General features: G+C 65.7%; 17 protein-coding genes. 7 read left to right on the forward strand and 10 right to left on the reverse strand.

The genetic code is table 11. The features are described 5' to 3' along the window. The first annotated feature begins 43 nt into the window (after positions 1-43). A complete protein-coding gene (locus tag MWU77_RS11655; protein WP_169689104.1) occupies positions 44-514 on the forward strand; it encodes a PH domain-containing protein in 471 nt (156 codons plus the stop codon). On the opposite strand, the gene MWU77_RS11660 is transcribed toward MWU77_RS11655, so the two are convergent. Both MWU77_RS11660 and MWU77_RS11665 read right to left on the reverse strand, forming a co-directional pair. Then, positions 499-1,425, reverse strand: coding sequence for a rhomboid family intramembrane serine protease (locus MWU77_RS11660; RefSeq protein ID WP_169689103.1), 927 nt, complete (start codon positions 1,423-1,425; stop codon positions 499-501). The two genes, MWU77_RS11655 and MWU77_RS11660, sit on opposite strands and share 16 nt — an antisense overlap. Positions 1,426-1,436: 11 nt before the next feature. Then, complete coding sequence (locus tag MWU77_RS11665; RefSeq protein ID WP_247273755.1) at positions 1,437-1,964, reverse strand: peptidylprolyl isomerase; 528 nt, start codon at positions 1,962-1,964, stop codon at positions 1,437-1,439. A 115-nt stretch (positions 1,965-2,079) separates the two neighbouring features. Between MWU77_RS11665 and MWU77_RS11670 the strand changes: the two genes are divergently transcribed. Both MWU77_RS11670 and MWU77_RS11675 read left to right on the forward strand, forming a co-directional pair. Continuing rightward, positions 2,080-2,535, forward strand: coding sequence for a hypothetical protein (locus MWU77_RS11670; RefSeq protein WP_247273756.1), 456 nt, complete (start codon positions 2,080-2,082; stop codon positions 2,533-2,535). A 93-nt stretch (positions 2,536-2,628) separates the two neighbouring features. Continuing rightward, positions 2,629-4,584, forward strand: coding sequence for an acyl-CoA dehydrogenase family protein (locus tag MWU77_RS11675; RefSeq protein ID WP_247273757.1), 1,956 nt, complete (start codon positions 2,629-2,631; stop codon positions 4,582-4,584). Between the two features lie 61 nt (positions 4,585-4,645). On the opposite strand, the gene MWU77_RS11680 is transcribed toward MWU77_RS11675, so the two are convergent. Both MWU77_RS11680 and MWU77_RS11685 read right to left on the reverse strand, forming a co-directional pair. After that, on the reverse strand, positions 4,646-5,938 hold the full coding sequence (locus tag MWU77_RS11680; RefSeq protein WP_247273758.1) for a lipase family protein: 1,293 nt from the start codon (positions 5,936-5,938) through the stop codon (positions 4,646-4,648). 62 nt (positions 5,939-6,000) lie between these two features. Continuing rightward, a complete protein-coding gene (locus tag MWU77_RS11685; protein WP_206040158.1) occupies positions 6,001-7,704 on the reverse strand; it encodes an alpha/beta-hydrolase family protein in 1,704 nt (567 codons plus the stop codon). Positions 7,705-7,825: 121 nt separating this feature from the next. Between MWU77_RS11685 and MWU77_RS11690 the strand changes: the two genes are divergently transcribed. Then, on the forward strand, positions 7,826-8,989 hold the full coding sequence (locus MWU77_RS11690; protein ID WP_247273759.1) for a hypothetical protein: 1,164 nt from the start codon (positions 7,826-7,828) through the stop codon (positions 8,987-8,989). A gap of 15 nt (positions 8,990-9,004) precedes the next feature. Here MWU77_RS11690 and MWU77_RS11695 read toward each other — a convergent pair whose 3' ends face one another. The 6 genes from MWU77_RS11695 to MWU77_RS11720 all read right to left on the reverse strand — a co-directional run bounded on the left by MWU77_RS11695 (position 9,005) and on the right by MWU77_RS11720 (position 13,909). Then, positions 9,005-9,976, reverse strand: coding sequence for a R2-like ligand-binding oxidase (locus tag MWU77_RS11695; RefSeq protein WP_247273760.1), 972 nt, complete (start codon positions 9,974-9,976; stop codon positions 9,005-9,007). Between the two features lie 44 nt (positions 9,977-10,020). Continuing rightward, positions 10,021-11,193, reverse strand: a complete 1,173-nt coding sequence (locus MWU77_RS11700; RefSeq protein WP_247273761.1) for a Dyp-type peroxidase — start codon at positions 11,191-11,193, stop codon at positions 10,021-10,023. Continuing rightward, a complete protein-coding gene (locus MWU77_RS11705) occupies positions 11,186-11,695 on the reverse strand; it encodes a copper chaperone PCu(A)C (protein ID WP_247274110.1) in 510 nt (169 codons plus the stop codon). The genes MWU77_RS11700 and MWU77_RS11705 overlap by 8 nt, the downstream gene beginning before the upstream one ends. Before the next feature lie 93 nt (positions 11,696-11,788). Beyond that, positions 11,789-12,289 (reverse strand): hypothetical protein, encoded by a 501-nt coding sequence (locus tag MWU77_RS11710; RefSeq protein ID WP_169689095.1) that lies wholly within the window; start codon positions 12,287-12,289, stop codon positions 11,789-11,791. Between the two features lie 65 nt (positions 12,290-12,354). After that, positions 12,355-13,500, reverse strand: a complete 1,146-nt coding sequence (locus MWU77_RS11715) for an RNA polymerase sigma factor (protein WP_169689094.1) — start codon at positions 13,498-13,500, stop codon at positions 12,355-12,357. Position 13,501: 1 nt separating this feature from the next. Further along, a complete protein-coding gene (locus tag MWU77_RS11720; RefSeq protein WP_169689093.1) occupies positions 13,502-13,909 on the reverse strand; it encodes a YciI family protein in 408 nt (135 codons plus the stop codon). A 203-nt stretch (positions 13,910-14,112) separates the two neighbouring features. Between MWU77_RS11720 and MWU77_RS11725 the strand changes: the two genes are divergently transcribed. Genes MWU77_RS11725 through MWU77_RS11735 form a run of 3 tightly spaced genes read left to right on the forward strand, consistent with a single transcriptional unit; the run spans position 14,113 to position 16,790 of the window. Next, positions 14,113-14,319 carry a heavy-metal-associated domain-containing protein gene (locus tag MWU77_RS11725; protein ID WP_169689092.1) on the forward strand — a complete coding sequence of 69 codons (207 nt, stop codon included), beginning with the start codon at positions 14,113-14,115 and terminating at the stop codon, positions 14,317-14,319. 34 nt (positions 14,320-14,353) lie between these two features. Next, positions 14,354-14,515: a hypothetical protein gene (locus MWU77_RS11730; protein WP_169689091.1), complete on the forward strand. Its 162-nt coding sequence runs from the start codon at positions 14,354-14,356 to the stop codon at positions 14,513-14,515. 25 nt (positions 14,516-14,540) lie between these two features. After that, positions 14,541-16,790, forward strand: a complete 2,250-nt coding sequence (locus MWU77_RS11735; RefSeq protein WP_247273762.1) for a cation-translocating P-type ATPase — start codon at positions 14,541-14,543, stop codon at positions 16,788-16,790. Positions 16,791-16,798 lie beyond the last annotated feature (8 nt).

Here is a 16,798-nt window from a genome sequence, read left to right on the forward strand (position 1 = left end):
CACCTGTGGAGAACCCTGTGCACAACTGTGCGGACGTAGTGGCATGACCGATCGAGCTCCACTCGAATGGTCCACTCCCCCGGTCGCTGTCGCAGCCCTCGCAGCCGGCGGAGTGGTCCTCGCGGTGGCGGCGGTGTTCGCCGTTCCCGACGCAGTAGGCCGGATTCTCATCGGATTCGCTGCGCTACTCGTTCTTTCGATGGCGTTCTCGGCTGCCCGCCAGCGGCCCCGCCTCGAGGTCCTCGGCGACACCGACGGGCAGGCATCGGGAATTGCGACCACGCGCCTGTCCGGTCGTCGTGAATTCCCGCGCGCGACACTGCACCGGGTACGCATCGTGGAATACCCGCGACTCGGTCGGCGGGTCCCGATGCTCGAAATCGACACGCTCGAACCCGGAACCGGCGACGAGCGGCTGATGATCTTCGGCCGCTGGGATCTGGGCACGGACCCACGCGACGTGTACGACGCGCTTGCGGTGCACGGACTGGCGCCCGATCACACTCCCAGCTGAGAGCGCAGACGCAGCACTGCGAGCACCACGAGTACGAGCGAGACCAACGCCACCGCAGCGAGCGCGATCCACCCCGTGCGGACGATCTTGATTCGGTCGGTTCCGGCGCCCGTGTACTGCGGGGCGTAGAGCAGAGCTGCCGTCGCGGCAGCACCCGCGACCAGGCCGCCGAGATGTCCCCACAGGGAGATGCCGGGAATCGTGATGCTGATGAAGACGTTGAGTGCCACCACCGCAAGCACCGGTGCTGGGCTACGACGCAACCGCAGCAGGATGACGGCCTGGGCTCCGAGCAGACCGAACACGGCACCCGACGCCCCCACAGTGACAGCGTCGGGTTGAAGGAACATCACCGCAGCGGAACCACCGACGATGGACACCACATACACGGCGAGATAGCGGGCACGACCGAGAACCAACTCGGTATCGCGGCCGATGATCCACAACGCGAACATGTTGACCGCGAGGTGTAGCAGGCCGTAGTGCAGGAAGCCGCTGCCGAGCACCCGGATGTAGTCGCCATCGGCGGCGATCATGGGCGGCCACAGCGCCCAATCCAGGAACAGGCGCGAGGCCTGCTCGTTGTTCATCACGCTGCCGGACTGCGCGGCGGTGATCCCGAAGATCACGACGTTGAGCGCGATGAGGATGTAGGTGACCAGCGGAGTCGGCCGATCGGTGCGCACCGGCGCACCGGCGACCGTTCGGGCCTGCGGTGCGGAGCGTTGCGCGGTGGCGACACACTCGACGCACTGATGCCCCACCGACGCGGGACGCAGGCACTCCGGGCAGAAGGGTCGGCCGCACCGCGTGCAGGCAAGCAGCGTGGTGCGGTCGGGGTGACGGACGCACCGCGGCTGGGACGCGGGGCCGCCCCCCTCGGCCGATGGGCCCCAGCCGGGGTTCGTCATGGGTTTCTCTTTCAGGCGACCGTGATGCTGTTGATCACGACGTCGTCGGTCGGGCGGTCGCCGCGATCGGTTGCGGTGGTCGCGATGGCGTCGACGACCTTCTTCGACTCTGCGTCGACGACCTCACCGAAGATGGTGTGGCGACGGTTCAGGTGCGGGGTGGCACCGACCGTGATGAAGAACTGTGAGCCGTTGGTGCCCGGGCCCGCGTTCGCCATCGCGAGGAGGTAGGGACGGTCGAACTGCAGCTCGGGGTGGAATTCGTCACCGAACTGGTAGCCCGGGCCGCCGCGGCCGGTGCCGGTGGGGTCGCCGCCCTGGATCATGAAGCCGTCGATGACGCGGTGGAAGATCGCACCGTCGTAGAACGGGCCGGTGGTCTCGCCCTTTGCGTTCTGCGTCTTGTATTCCTTCGAGCCGTCGGCGAGGCCGACGAAGTTCTCGACCGTCTTCGGCGCATGGTTGCCGAACAGGGAGATGACGATGTCCCCACGGTTGGTGTGGAGGGTGGCGGTTGCTGTCTGGTTGGGTGAAGTCACACCCCCATGTTGCCATCCTTGTGTTGTTCGGTGCGGCACTCCTCCTACTGTGATGATCCTCCCGCGCTTCTGACGGAAGGAGGAACCGGTGTGGCAGTGTGGAGCCATGTCGAGTGTGAGCGAGTCCCTTTCCGGTAGTGCTTTCTCCGAGTCCGTCCGCGACCTCGTACCTCCGATCGACGACTCCACCAATCTCGTTGGCGCGCTTCGTGTCGCCGGGGACGGTGCTGTGGCGTTGGCTCAGGGGTCGGCGGCAGCCGGCCTCGTCGTCGCCCGCAAGGGTGTCGAGGTGTCGAGGGAGCTCGCTGCTCACGCACGTCGCGCACGCCAAGAGGCGTCTCCGCTGATCAAGGCGGCCACCGAGAAGGCCCTGACCGACAAGGGCATCGCGAAGAAGACCGATACGCAGTCGCGTGGCGGACGCAAGGCACTGCTCGTCACCGGTGTACTCGGCGCCGTCGTCCTCGGTGGCGTCGTCTTCTATCGCACGCGTCGTCCGTCGTTCCCGCCCGTGGCGGCCGAACCTCCGCGCGTGCAGGCGGTGCCTGACGACGGGACCACCGGCGCCTGAGTTACCGGTCGGTATCGAATCCGCTCAACCGTATGACGCATACCACACGAAGGTGGATACTCGCGGGTAGACACTCTCCGATGGAGGCGCATCATGACCGGATCCGCGCACGTCACCGAAGAACAAGCACGCGCAGTCGCCGAAGAATCACGTGAAGCCGATTGGGACAAACCCTCCTTCGCCAAGGAGCTGTTCCTCGGCCGGCTCACACTCGGCCTCGTCCACCCGTTCCCACGACCCACCCCCGACGAGGACGCCCGCACCGAAGAGTTCCTGACGAAACTGCGGAACCTGTGCCGCACGATGGACGGCGCCGTCATCGAACGCGACGCGGAGATCCCCGACGACTACGTTGCAGCTCTCGCCGACCTCGGATGCTTCGGCATGAAGATCGCACCCCGCTACGGCGGGCTCGGCCTTTCCCAAGTGGCCTACAACCGCGCATTGACACTGGTGGCGAGCGTGCATCCGAGCATCGGTGCGCTGTTGTCGGCCCACCAGTCGATCGGCGTGCCAGAGCCACTCGCGCTCGCGGGCACCGACGAGCAGAAGCAGGAATATCTCCCACGCTGCGCGAAGGGTGCCATCTCCGCGTTCCTGCTCACCGAACCCGACGTCGGCTCCGACCCCGCTCGCCTCGCCTCCACGGCAACCCCGATCGAAGACGGCGAGGCGTACGAACTCGACGGAGTCAAACTGTGGACCACCAACGGTGTTGTCGCCGAACTGCTCGTCGTCATGGCACGTGTGCCCCGCAGAGACGGCCACAGTGACGACGCACATCGAGGCGGGATCTCGGCTTTCGTCGTCGAAGCAGATTCACCGGGCATCACGGTGGAGCACCGCAACACGTTCATGGGATTGAAGGGCATCGAGAACGGTGTCACGCGCATGCACAAGGTGCGTGTTCCCGCGCAGAACCTCATCGGACGCGAAGGCGACGGCCTCAAAATCGCGCTGACCACCCTCAATGCCGGGCGCCTTGCGATTCCAGCGATGTGTGCGGGGGCGGGAAAGTGGTCGCTGAAGATCGCGCGCGAGTGGTCGTCCGCGAGGGTTCAGTGGGGCAGACCCGTCGGCGAGCACGCCGCAGTGGCGTCGAAGATCTCGTTCATCGCTGCCACCACCTACGCGCTGGAGTCCGTCGTCGAGCTCTCCGGGCAGATGTCCGACGAGAAACGCAACGACATCCGCATCGAGGCCGCCCTCGCGAAACTGTGGTGCAGCGAGATGGCGTGCATCATCGCCGACGAACTCGTACAGATCCGCGGGGGTCGCGGATACGAGACCGCGCAATCGCTTGCAGCGCGCGGCGAACGGGCCGTGCCGGCCGAGCAATTGGTGCGTGATCTGCGCATCAACAGGATCTTCGAAGGGTCGAGCGAGATCATGCGACTGCTCGTCGCGCGAGAGGCAGTCGACGCACACCTGAAGGCCGCAGGTGATCTTGCCGATCCCAAGGCCTCCGCCGAGGCAAAAGCGAAAGCCGCAGCGAGGGCCAGCGGTTTCTACGCCAAGTGGCTCCCCAAACTGGTGGCGGGCAAGGGTCAACTTCCGAACTCCTACAATGAATTCGGTTCTCTGGCTGTCCATCTCAGGTATGTGGAACGAGCCTCTCGGAAGCTCGCACGGTCGACGTTCTACGGGATGGCCCGCTGGCAGGCCGGGCTCGAGAAGCGACAGAACTTTCTGGGACGCGTAGTCGACATCGGGGCCGAGCTGTTCGCGATGGCAGCGTGCTGCGTGCGTGCCGAACGACAGCGCGCCGACCGGCATCCCGGCGCCGAGGATGCCTTCGTGCTGGCCGACACCTTCTGCGAGCAGGCGCGCATACGAGTCGAGGGGCTCTTCGACGGATTGTGGACCAACACCGACGACGCCGACGTCGCGCTCACTCACGGTGTGCTCGAGGGGCGCTACACGTGGCTCGAGAACGGGGTGCTCGATCAGAGTGAGGGCACAGGTCCGTGGATCTCCGAGTGGGCGCCCGGACCGTCACAGGACGAGAACCTGGCCCGCCGCTTCCGGCTGACACAGAATCCTGCTTGATCGCAAAAGAATTCGGCCCCCACTCGCGGAGCGGGGGCCGAATTCTACTGTCGTGGCAGGATCAGAATGCGCCGCAGTTGGACGGCGCGGGCTTGTCCGCGAAGCGATCGTTCATGTACGCCACCGCCTCGGGCAGGCCACCGATCATGGGCAACGCGTGATTGACGATGAAGCCGGGGAGGATCGGCGGCGTGTTGTTCGGGGAGAACTGCACCGCGGCACCCTGGGCGCACCAGTCGAGCGCCATCTGGCGGCCCTGGCCGTACGGCACCGTATCGTCCTGGGTGCCGTGCTGGACGAGAACCGGGATCTGCGGGGACAGTCGGCCGATACGCTGCTCCGCGATCACTTCCTGAACCTCGGGGATCCGAGAGGTCACGACGTCAAGGGGCTCGCCGGTGCGCGTGTAGTCACTGGTCTGCTGGAAACCGAAGGTGAACAGCGTCTCGGGCAAGCACTGGTTCGCCACCGCGGCGAGCATCTCGCGCCCTCGTTCGTTGATCTCTGCGTCGAGGACATCCGTCAGTTCCGGGTATGCCTCGATGAGACCGTTGATCGTGTAGCCGACGGCACCGGTGAGCGCGGTTCCGTCGATCTGCTTCAGGGTCTCGACCAGATCGGCCGGAGGTGCGCCGGCATAGGCGCCCTTGATGTCGAGTTCCGGAGCGTAGGAGGGAGCGAGTTCCGCCGCGGCGGCTGTGGCGCCACCGCCCTGCGAGTAGCCGAAGAGGCCGACAGGTCCGTTTTCCGAGATGGAAGCCCCGGGCAGCTTCTGCGCTGCTCGTGCCGCGTCGAGGACCGCGTGGGCCTCGGCCTCACGGTTGACGTACGTGTGGTGGCCGGGGGTTCCCAATCCGTCGTAGTCGGTGACCGCCACGGCGATCCCCTGCAGCAGCATCGCGTTGATCGAGAGGAGTTCGTATTCGGTGAAGAGATCGAGCGGCGGTGTGTACTGCACGACGTGGTTGAGGGCCTTCGACGGTGCGCACTGATCGCCCTGGCCCTGCGTTCCGGGGGCCAGCACCACCAGGGGTCGCTCGCCCGGCCCGTTCCATGCCATGGACGGTTCGAGATAGGTGCCGCTCACGGCGTTTGCTTCGCCGTTGGCGTCGTTACTGCGGTAGAGCAGCCGTGTTCCCTGAGCGGGGAACACACCGTCGGGCGTGGGCACGCGGATCGCGAGGTCGGAAGATTCGGTGCGAATGAGGTCACCCGGTGCTCCCCCGAGCACCTCCGGCGGCTGATAGAAGTCGCCTTCTGCATTCGCTGTCGCCGGGGTGACCATCAATCCGGCCATCAGTGCCGCAGACGCCAATCCCGCCGTCATCCCCCATCGCCGGGTACGACCCGCCATTGATTCCTCCGTGCCTCGAAATGTGTGCCGCCCATCACAGCGATACGCAATGTAACATGCATTTACTCGGCAGTAAGTTCCAGCTCTGCGTTCTGTGACATGCCGGAAAGCGCTTCCTGCACCCGTATGGTTTCGTCACCGCCCCACCCCGGCGGGCTAAGAATGTCCGCCCACAATTCGGCTGCATCCACCCCATACGAATGACCGTGTCCGTCGGGCACGTCCGCCGAGAAAACCATGTCCAGAGTCACCTGCCAGAACGTCACGAACGGAATCCACCGCATCCCCGGGTCCACGTCGGGGCCCAGAGGTTCGCGCAGCCAGTCGGGCCGATGCAGTATCAGATCGAACGACCACCACGTGATGGGGTCACTCGCGTGCTGCCAGAACACCACACGTGGAAACTCCCACTCGGTGGGAAGATCTGCATCACCCGGATCCGACGCAAACCTGATGTTCCGCCCGCCGTCCACGGCAGGAAGACGCTCGAACGAACCTTCGTCGCGCATCTCGGTGATCCTCCCCCACGGCTCCGCGAAGTTCGGTGTGCCCACAAGCAATGCACCGTCGGTCATGGCGACGAGCGCATCGCCGGACGCGAAAGCGGCTTGACCACCGTATGATCCGAGACTCTCCCCGAAGACCACGAGCTTCGGACGGGCATCGCCGGGTAATTCGGCCCACCGCTCGTACACCGCGTCGAACAACGCGCGTCCGGCATCCTGCGGGGTTTCACGATCGGCAAGAAATGCCAACGGACTCGGCAGGAACGAATACTGCATCGCCGCAATCGCCGAATCACCGCCGCTCACGAATTCGAGTGCTCCTGCGACGTTCTCGTTGACCCAACCGCGCCCGGTGGTGGTCACCACCGCGAGGACCGACCGGTCGAATGCGCCCGTGCGTTCCAGCTCCGCAACCACTTTGCCTGCCCCCTCGGCGACAGTGCCGGCGGATTCCTTACCCACGTATGCGCGGATCGGTGTCAGCGCGGGTTCACCGGTGACATCGGCGATCTCGGCGGCAGTAGGACCGCCCGCGACGAAGGTTCTCCCCTCCCGGCCCAGTGTCTCCCAGCTTTCGAACGAGTCCGGTGAACCCGACCTCTCCGGTGCGGCCGGACGATCGACGCCGTCCGCCGTACCGTGATCCGATACGGCCGCGGAACGCTCTGCCACCGAGAGGATTCCCCGATACACCCCGTGGTCGAGAACCACCACGAGCACCACCACGACGACGACGATCGCAGCGACGTTCGCAACTCCATCGGGCAGGAATCGCGCAGAGAACACGGACAACCGCATCACCCCGAATCTCAGCAGGCGAGCCACCGCGATCAGCACGAGCGCCACGATCACCGCAACGAGAAGGACCGGCAGGTACAGGAGGCGTTCGAGTCGTTCGAGGCCGACCAGCTCACGGACGATCTGCTGCCACCACGAGCCGAGTACGAGGAAGGTCGGAATCACCGCGACAGCGACGACGGCCAGCAACCACCATCCACGACGACGAGTGACTGCAGACCACCGGGGGCGCACTCCGCATCTGCACAGAACCCAGGCCACGAAGCAGCCGAGTCCGTAACCCGTGGCCACCGAGATTCCCGTGGCAACACCCTGCAGATACCACACACGCGGCAGCAGCGACGGCGTCATCGATTGCGCGAAGAAGAACAGCGCGACAGCGAGACCGACCGGGTGCGCTGTGCGCCGATAGACGATCTCCGAAAACGATCCGGGCTCCGAGCGCTCCTCCTGCTGTGCCATCGCTGGAGTCTAAATGGGATATTCACGACAGGCGCGGTCTACGGTAGCCATACGGCGTACACGCCCTCCCGGAAGAGTAAGGGGGCATGATGTAAGCAAATCGTTACAGGGAGGGTTCGAGATGGCGATCGGGGTAGGGCTTCGGATAGGCAGGATCGTCTCCACAGCAGTGGTGGCATCCAACGAACCCGGCACCCCGGATCCCGTTGTCATCGCCCGCGACACGGTCCTGCACATCGACCACGACGGCAACTCACAACTCGGCGGTTCCACCCGCACGGTCGACGAGGCACGTACGCTCTCCGGATTCCTGTCACGTGTGGGAGACCCGGGGGGCATCGCTGCAAGCGACGGCCGCGTCTATCGCGCCGAGGACGCAATGGCAACAGCAGTTCACTGCCTCCTCAACGAATGTCACCCACTTCCGACCTTCGGGGGCATGGACCGCGACACCGATCCCGGTTACACGGCCACGTACCCATCGCATTGGGATCCGACCCGGGTCTCGGTGCTCCGCGCCGCGCTCGACTACGCCGAATTGAGGCACGTCGACCTCGTTTCCGACGCTCAGGGCGCCGCAACGTGGTACGCCTCGGAGATCTCCGAGACCCCCGGTCTGCTCATCGGCGTCTACCACGTGGACGATGCGGGATCCACAGTCACACTGGTTCGCTCCGGCGTGCCGGCAGGGAAAGCCTTCCGTGTCACGGCCAAGGGCGCACCCTCTCCGGCGGCGCAACTGGCGACAGCGCTCGGGGCGTTCGGGTGGATGCCCGACAACCTCGATGCCGTCGTGGTCATGGGCGATGGGCTCATCGCCCGCGACCGGTCGCACATCCAGGACATCGCGAACAGCCTCGCGACCAAATTGATGGTTCGGAGCCTTGTCGGCCCCGGACCCGAGCAGACTGCTGCGCTCGGAGCGGCGATCCTGGCAACAGGCTTCACGCCTGCGCGAGAGAAGAAGGCACGCATCGGCCTGCCGCCGTCCTACGACAGAACAGACGTCCTCACCGGCGGCTTCGCGCGGCTGCGCGAAGCCGAAACCGACTCGGAGGACGACCCACCGGTGGCTGTTGCCACCACCACCGATTCGGGTCCGGCCCGAGAGCCCTCGTCCAGAGGCTCCTCAGCGTCCGAAGTGGTGGATGAAGATCAGAAAGCATTGACCGTCGCGCAGGCCACCGAACCACCCGCTGAGCCGAAATTGTCGGCGCGCACCTACGCGCTGGCCGGGATCGGCGCGGTGATCGTCGTGTGCCTCGTGCTCGCCTTGATGCTCTGACCACCCGGTTTCCGCCTAGCCGGCAGCCTCCGTCTCGGTGATCGAGGCGAGTTCCGCTGCGTCCTCGGCACCGAACTTGTCCTCGAGAACCTCCGGTGTGTAGTCGAGGTCGATTTCCTCGACGGCCCGGCCCCGAGCCGACTCGATCGCCCCGAGTCGGCGTTGTGCCCGGTCGGCCGCGTAGGCGACGAACTCCTCGGGATCGAGTCCGTAGGGTTGTTCGTCGAACTGGTCGTTGACCCATCCGATCATCCCGAGGGCCATCGGGAGCAGTTCGTTCATGCGCTCCTGCACGACGTTCCAGTTCGAATCGTCCGCCGCGACGTGCCGACGGCACGTAAACGTTCCCCACGCCATGTGGCGGCGCTCGTCGTCGCCGATGCGCTGCACCAGTTCTTGCATGCCCGGCAGGATTCCCCGTGTAGTGCACACCTTCTGCCAGGCGTAATAGCCGGTGAGGGCCAGACTTCCTTCGATCACGTGGTTGTAGGTGACGCTCGCGCGCACCTGGTTCGCAGGTGACGGATCCGAATCGAGCACCTTGAGCGAGTGCGGTAGTTCCTCGTAGAACAACTGTCGGTAGTACGGGTTGTCCGCCACGTACGGATGCAGATCCGATGTGAGGCCCACTTCGTCCATCCACAGCCGGAACACCTGCATGTGTTTCGCTTCCTCGAAACAGAACTGCGTCAAGTACATTTCGTCGCCGATCCGGCCCTCGGCCGCCATCGCACGCAGGAACGGCTGGATGTCCTGGGTGACGGCTTCTTCACCCGCGGCGAACTGCGCAACCAGAAAGGTCGAACTGCGCTGTTGCTCCGAATTCAGCTCCGACCAGTCCGACGCGTCACGCGAGAAGTCGAGGTCGTGAGGATCCCAGAACTTGGCGTTGCCCTTCGAGAAGAGCCGAAGCGGGAAGGCGTCCCAATTGAGGCCGCCTTCCCGCAGCGACGCAAACCCCTGACGTTCCTGTGTTATCCACGTCACAGTAACCAGGCTAGCCCCGAACCGGGCCTGCGTCACATATTCGGTCAGTTCTCCAACAGCACATCCCCCGGGTACCCATCAGGTCCATATCCAGGTGGTATGACGAAGACGGCCGATCCGACGGGAGTGGTCCAGGTGTTGAGCGCGTCGTGCTCCGCGAGCCGCTCCTGCACGGGAAGGAACTGCCGATCCACATCGCCCTGGTAGGCGGCGAACAGCAGACCTGCTCCGTCGTCGTCGTAGTTGTAGGCGCGGCGGAGGAACTGTTCGTCGGCGCTGCGCGGCCGGGCCCGAGCAATGTGCGCCTCCGGCGGGATCACCGGAATCCCGTGGTCGTCGAGCGCCTCGAAATCGGCGTCGTCGTGCTCGTCGGCACCGGTCAGCGGTGAGCCGTCCGATTGCCTGCGCCCCATCACGAGGTCCTTCGCGGGACGGTCGAGTTCGTCCCACGTGTCGAGCTCCATGCGGATGCGGCGCAACACGAGTGACGTCCCACCTGCCAGCCACCGAGGCTCGCCCGCATTCCAGACCTGGCGATCGAAATCCGGGGTCGCAGGCTGCGGATTGACGGTGCCGTCGACCTGGCCCATGAGATTGCGCATCGTCAGCCCCTCGGACCGGGTACCCGCGGCATGACGGAAACCCCGCTGCACCCATCTGATCGACGCACGCGATCTCACGCTCTTGGTGAGTGCGCGCACCGCATGAGACACCGTCATCGGGTCGTCGCCGCACACCTGCAGCAGCAGGTCGCCTCCAGAAAATCGGTCCTCGAGTTCGTCGATGCCGAACGACGGCAGCGGCCGAAGCCACGCCGGCCGCGCAGCGACCGATGCTGCCGCATCGAACACCGCGCTTCCGTATCCGACAGTGACGGTCAGGCGTGCGGGGTCGACTGCCAGCTCGGGTTCGGTATCGCCGAGCGCAGGCACTCCACGGGTGAGTCGGCGCGTGTCCTCCGCCCACACTTTCATCACACCGATCAAGCCGACCCGATCGACATCCGGTTTCAGGTCGAGCGCCACGAACGCGGCAAACGCCTGCGGCTCGGTATCGATTCCCGCCTGGTGCACACCGTGGCACTCGACGGTGTCTGCACCCCTGCGCTCAGGCTCCCGCGTTGCGGCTGCGACACCTGCGCCTCCCACTCCGAGCCCGACCACCCCGAGCATCGCAGCGCTACCGCCCAGCAGGCGACGACGACTTACGTCAGCCACTGTGGTCGGCTCCTTCCGCGTGCCCTGGTACGTATTCCTCCTGGGCACCCGCGAAGTCGCGGACCTGAGCTGTGAAGTCCTTCGTGGAACCGTCGTCGAAGGTGAGGGTGAAGGACACGTCCGCTCCCGGCACGATCGGACCGGTCAGATCCATGAGCATCAGGTGGTCGCCTCCCGGCTCGAGGCTGTGCACACTGCCGGCCTCGACGACGAACCCGGATTCGGACTCGCGCATCACCATCGCGCCACCGTCACCCGCGACCATCTCGTGTAGTTCTGTGCTGCCCGCGCCGGGACTCGCTGCAGAGACGATGGTCAGGTCTTCATCGCCGGTGTTCTCGAGTTCCGCAAACGCAGCGGTCATGCCTGAGTCGGCAGCTTTCGCCCAGGACGACGAGACGACGAGCGAGTCTGCTGCGGTGGTGTGGTTGCTGTCGGCGCCGCATCCCGCGACGAGAACGCCGGCGGCGGTGAGGAGCAGAGATGTTCTGAAGATCTTGATCACTTGGGTTCTCCATGCTGTTGTCCGGGCATGCGGCAGCGCCGATCGCCGCGCGGCGGCGATCCCGGTGGGGACTCGTGAACGAGGTCGAGTTCAGGCCACGACCGGCGGACCTCGCGTGCCGAGCCCGGCAGCGGGAAGAAGCACACGACGCGCGTGCGGGCGATGCGCGACGCACGGGACGACGCGAGAACGTACGGGTGGCGCGTGGTAGCGCCGAGGGACGAGACGATGCACCGCCGCCAGGGCGATGCGGCAGCCCCGCTCGGCAGCGGTGATCAAGAAGGCTCCGGCCCCCACCGCCGCGACGTGCGCCGCGACCATGGTGGGACTCGGCATATGCATGTGCTCGGACCCCAGAGCAAGTGCGACGTGACCGAGGACCTGGCCCACCGCGAGGACCGCCATCACGGGAAGACGGCTTCCCACCGCGAGCATTCCGACAGCGACCGCCGCCAGCAGCAGGAGTACCGCCGAACTCTGGCCGGGTGTCGCTCCCCCGGCCGCCGCGTGTGCGGCGATGCTCACCGCACCGGAAGTGCCCCCGGCGAAGCCGCCGCGCAGATGCGCCACGAGCCGTCGTTCGGTGAACATGAGCCCAGGGTACGTCGATACTACGAACTGTCGTACACGGGTGTCGTTTCACGTGAAACATCCGGCTACCCGTGGAGCAGCTGACTCACCCTTGCCGCTTGCCGTGCAAGATGGTGCCGTTCGGCCAGGTTGGACGCAGTCAGAGCCGCTTCGGCATACAGCCGAACGGCGTCCTCGAGATCACCGGCCTTCTCGTGGAGGTACGCCGCCGCCGCGCTGTATCGCGGAAGGCCGGAATCCACCGCAGCCAAGGCCGCGAGACCTGCCCCGGGTCCGTCGGCCTCACCGACCGCGACGGCACGGTTGAGCGCCACGACCGGAGATCCGGTGAAGCTGAGGAGTTCGTCGTACCAGCCGACGATCTGCACCCAATCGGTTTCTTCGACACGCACCGCGTCGGCGTGCAGGGCCGCGATGGCGGCCTGGGCCTGGAACTCGCCGAGCCGGTCCCGAGCCAGCGCGGCCTGAAGCATGGCCACGCCCTCTGCGATGAGTGAGGTGTCCCAGCGGGAACGATCCTGGTCTGCAAGCGCGACAAGACTCCCGTCCTCACGCATGCGCGCGGAACGTCGGGCGTGGTGCAGCAACATCAACGCCAGCAACCCGATGGTCTCTTCGTCATCATCGATCTCCGCCAACTGCCGAGTGAGCCGGATCGCTTCGGGTGCCAGGTCGACGTCCCCCGTGTAGCCCTCGTTGAAGACCAGGTAGAGCACGCGTCGCACAGTTGCGAGATCGCCTACCTCTGCGAACCGCACACCACTCACGGTTTTCTTGGCACGGCTGATCCGCTGCGCCATCGTCGCCTCCGGGACGAGGTAGGCCGACGCGATCTGCTTGGTCGTCAGCCCTCCGATGGCGCGGAGCGTGAGCGCCACAGCCGAAGTCGAGGTCAACGACGGATGAGCACACAGCAGGAACAGGTGCAGTGTGTCGTCGGCGGTCTCCGTCGGCCCGGGCGGTGGTTCGACGACCATTCGCTGCTCGCGTTCTCTCCTCGCCGTATCGGAGCGGTATACGTCGAGAAATTTGCGCCAGGACACCGCGACCAGCCACGCTTTCGGATCCACGGGTGGTCGTTCCGGCCATGTCCGGGTGGCCTCGATGAGCGCCTCCTGCACGGCGTCCTCGGCAGTCGCGAAGTCGACTCCGCGGTGCACGAGGACGCCGATGACTGCGGGAGTCAGCGTCCTCAGCAGCAGTTCGTCCATCTCACTCGGTGATCGTCGGAGGTGCGGTGAGGAACGGCCGCACTTCGAGCCACTCGTGGATCGGCTTGCCGCCGGCGCCCGGCGCTGCCGACAATTCACCGGCGAGGACGACGGCGCGCTCGTAGGAGTCGACGTCGATCACCATCCAACCGGCGATGAGATCCTTCGTCTCCGCGAAGGGTCCGTCGGTGACCGGCGGACGCCCCTCCCCGTCGTATCGGACGAATGCGCCCTCGGGAGCGAGTGCCTGCCCGTCGACGAATTCACCGGTCTTCTCGAGTTTCGCAGCGAACTCCTGCATGTACTTGATGTGATCGTCGACCTCTTCGGGGGTCCACTGATCCATGGGGACACTGTTCACCGACTCGGGGGCGCCGCGGTAATGCTTGAGCAGTAGGTACTTCGCCATCGTGATCTCCTCGGTTCTGCACAGCCCGTGTGGCTGCATCCACACCTGGGACGGAGCGATTCGGCAGTTCTCGACATCATCCGGATTACAAGATCCCACCTGGTTTCCGAAGGGTCCACCCCGGCAAGGGTTGATACCCATGGGGGGTATAGGTATATTGGTCGACGGAACACCTCCGTGCAGCGAGCGAGAAAGAGGAACTCATGAACACCACCACAGTCACCGTGTCCGGAATGACCTGCGGACACTGCGTCTCATCGGTCCGTGAAGAAATCAGTGAGATCCCCGGCGTCACCGGTGTCGAAGTCGACCTCGCAAGCGGACGCGTAGACATCGAGTCGAACACCGCACTCGACAGTGCAGCCATAGCAGCAGCCGTCGATGAGGCCGGCTACAAGATCGCCGACTGAGCCACCCACACCGACTCCGACAGGAAGTCCTCCGATGAAAACACCGACGAAGGTCGCCGGATTCATCCTCTCCTTGGTCGCAGTCTTCGCCCTCGCGTTCGGGGCCGGCACGCTGACCGGCCCCGAGAACACGAGCCACATCGATTCCCCGTCACTCCCCCCGACGACCACCACCGTCGACGAGCACGGACACTGACCACCGCATCCGAGAGGAGTACCGAATGAACTCCGTCGCCCGTCCGGCAGATGGTCGCGTCGAACTCGAGATCGGTGGCATGACCTGCGCGTCGTGCGCCAACCGAATCGAGCGCAAACTCAACAAACTCGACGGCGTCACAGCCACCGTCAACTACGCCACGGAGAAAGCGCGCGTCGACTACATCGGCGATGTGTCGCCCGCCGACCTCGTCGCCACCGTCGAGGCGGCCGGATACACCGCCGCGCTACCCTCGCCGCCCACTGCCGCTGAATCCGATCCCACCGCGGAGCCGGATCCGACCGCCGCGTTGCGGCAGCGACTGCTGGTCTCACTGACCCTCAGCATCCCGGTGATCGCGATGGCGATGGTTCCGGCTCTCCAGTTCCCGAACTGGCAGTGGCTGTCCCTGACCCTCGCCGCGCCCGTTGTCGTGTGGGGGGCCTGGCCGTTCCACAAGGCCGCCCTCACCAACCTCCGGCACGGCGCCGCCACGATGGACACCCTCGTCTCCGTCGGCACCCTCGCAGCGCTCGGCTGGTCTGTCTATGCCCTGTTCTGGGGCACCGCCGGCATCACCGGTATGACCCACCCGTTCGAGTTCACCATCGCCCGCACCGACGGCACTGGCAACATCTACCTCGAGGCTGCCGCCGGGGTCACGACCTTCATCCTCGCAGGCCGATACTTCGAGGCCCGATCCAAGCGCAATGCCGGTGCAGCGCTACGTGCGCTCCTCGAACTCGGCGCCAAAGAAGTTTCGGTACTCCGCAACGGTGAAGAGCAACGGGTACCCGTCGAGCAATTGTCCGTCGGCGACGAGTTCGTGGTCCGGCCCGGCGAGAAGATCGCCACCGACGGCATCGTCGTCGACGGCTCCTCCGCAGTCGATGCCTCGATGGTCACCGGCGAATCGGTACCGGCAGAAATCGGACCGGACGACCAGGTCATCGGCGCCACCGTCAACGTGGGCGGCCGAATCATCGTGCGCGCCAATCGCGTCGGATCCGATACCCAACTCGCGCAGATGGCCGCACTCGTCGAAGACGCTCAGACCGGCAAGGCCCAGGCACAACGGCTCGCGGACAGGATCTCGGGAGTCTTCGTCCCCATCGTGATCGCACTGTCGGTGGGAACCCTCGGGTTCTGGCTCGGTACCGGAGGCTCGGTCGCGGCAGCGTTCACTGCAGCCGTCGCCGTACTGATCATCGCCTGCCCGTGCGCGCTCGGTCTGGCGACACCGACCGCTCTGATGGTGGGCACCGGTCGCGGAGCTCAACTCGGCATCCTGATCGAGGGCCCGGAAGTCCTCGAATCGACCCGCCGGGTCGACACCGTCGTCCTCGACAAGACCGGCACCATCACCGCAGGCAAGATGACCCTGGTCGACGTGATCGCCGCGCCCGGTGAGGACACCGATGAGGTTCTGCGTCTGGCGGGAGCCCTGGAGGATTCCTCCGAACACCCCATCGCACAGGCCATCGCCAAGGGCGCCCGCGACAAGGTGGGCAGCCTGCCGCCGGTGGAACAGTTCGCGAACCTTGCGGGACTCGGCGTGCAAGGCACCGTGGGCGATCGTGCAGTGCTCATCGGACGCACGCGGCTGCTCGACGACTTCGCCCAACACCTGCCCGCCGAACTCGACGCCGCCATGAAGGCCGCAGAAGCCGACGGCAGAACCGCCGTCGCAATCGGCTGGGACGGCGCTGCGCGCGGAGTGCTGGTGGTCGCCGATGTCATCAAGCCCACCTCTGCCGAAGCGATCACCCAACTGCGCGACCTCGGTCTGACACCGATCATGCTGACCGGCGACAACACCGCCGCAGCCACGACCATCGCAGGTCAAGTGGGAATCGGCGAGGTCATCGCGGAGGTCCTGCCGTCCGAAAAGGTCGACGTCGTCAAACGCCTGCAGGAGCAGGGCAAGGTGGTCGCGATGGTCGGTGACGGGATCAACGACGCCGCCGCGCTCGCCCAGGCCGACCTCGGGCTCGCGATGGGCACCGGCACCGACGTCGCAATCGAAGCGAGCGATCTGACGCTCGTCCGAGGCGACCTACGCGCCGCAGCCGATGCGATCCGTCTCTCCCGCCGTACCCTCGGCACGATCAAGGGCAACTTGTTCTGGGCGTTCGCCTACAACGTGGCCGCGCTGCCACTGGCCGCGATGGGCCTGCTCAACCCGATGATCGCGGGCGCCGCAATGGCCTTTTCGTCGGTGTTCGTGGTCAGCAACAGTCTGCGACTTCGCCGATTCCGCTCCACCGCACGATAGGCATAATC

The organism is Rhodococcus sp. F64268 (assembly GCF_023015605.1).
Lineage (GTDB): Bacteria > Actinomycetota > Actinomycetes > Mycobacteriales > Mycobacteriaceae > Rhodococcus.